Genomic DNA, 1,261 nt, shown 5'->3' with positions numbered 1-1,261 from the left:
TGAGGTAGCCTGACTTTTTCGGACACTCCCGTTTGATAAACTGATCAAAGGGAGAAAGCAGAATGCAGACAAAGACATACACACCGGAGTTCCGGGCTGAAGCCGTCAAGCTGGTATTGGCGCAGGGGCTGTCGCTAGAGGAAGCAGCGCAGCGCATTGCAATGCCCAAGGGCACGCTGGCGAATTGGGTCAGTTCCGCCAAACGCGGCAATGCAGGAACGGTGATGCCAGGCAGCCGTACGGTTCCGGAATTGGAAGCCGAGGTTGCCAGGCTACGCAAGGAACTGGCTGAAACGCGCATGGAGCGAGACGTCGTAAAAAAGGCGGCCGCGTACTTTGCTCGGGAGTCGCTGCCCGGTACGCGTTCATGAAGTCAGTGCGACTCGACTACCCGATGAAATTGCTGTGCCGTGCTTTCGGTGTGTCGCGTAGTGGATTCTATGCCTGGCTCAATCGTGCACCTTCGCCGCGGGCGCAGGAGGACGAGCGCTTGAAGGTGGCGATCAAGGCGGTCCACGTGCAAACCCGGGAAACCTATGGACCGTTGCGCGTGCAGCCAGAACTGGCTGCGCAAGGCTTTGAAGCGGGGCGTGATCGGATCGTGCGCCTGCGACAGGAGCTTGGCTTGCGCTGCAAGCAAAAACGCAAACTCAAAGCCACCACCAATTCACGACACGATTTCCCCGTGGCGGAGAACTTACTGAACCAGACCTTTGCGCCGACGCGGCCCAACGAGGTCTGGGTCACCGACATTACGTATATATCGACCGGCGAGGGCTGGCTTTACCTTGCTGGTGTCAAAGACGTCTTCACCTGCGAACTGGTTGGCTATGCAATGGGCGCGCGCATGACGCAAGGGCTGACTGCGCAAGCCTTGTGGCGGGCGGTACGCCACAAGCGGCCCGCTACGGGGCTGATTCATCACTCGGACCGCGGAAGTCAATACTGCGCCGATGATTATCGCAAGTTGGTCAAACAGTTCGGCATGCTGGCGTCCATGTCGCGAAAGGGAAACTGCTATGACAATGCCCCTATGGAGAGTTTTTGGGGAAGTCTGAAGAACGAGCTGATCCACCACCAACGATATGCAACCAGGGCTGACGCAGAGACGGCGATCAAGGAATACATCGAAATCTTTTATAACCGCCAGCGGCGTCACTCACGCCTTGGCTACGTTTCGCCAGCGCAGTTCGCTGGAAACATCAGCAAAACCACGCTGGCCGCTTGAAACGGCAGTGTCCATTATTGACAGTACACCTCA

The 1,261-nt window shown here is 57.4% G+C and carries 1 protein-coding gene; it reads left to right on the top strand.

Annotation, left to right across the window (positions count from 1 at the left end):
* The first annotated feature begins 62 nt into the window (after positions 1 to 62).
* Positions 63 to 1,228, top strand: a protein-coding gene (locus JJB74_RS32960; RefSeq protein WP_407672460.1) for an IS3 family transposase whose coding sequence is annotated in 2 segments (ribosomal slippage) — positions 63 to 339 and positions 339 to 1,228 — 1,167 coding nt in all. Because the reading frame shifts where the segments join, the coding sequence is not laid out codon by codon here.
* The last annotated feature ends 33 nt before the right edge of the window (positions 1,229 to 1,261 follow it).

The organism is Noviherbaspirillum pedocola (assembly GCF_016632335.1).
GTDB lineage: Bacteria > Pseudomonadota > Gammaproteobacteria > Burkholderiales > Burkholderiaceae_D > Noviherbaspirillum_A > Noviherbaspirillum_A pedocola.
This window is presented reverse-complemented; position numbering and strand designations above follow the sequence as displayed.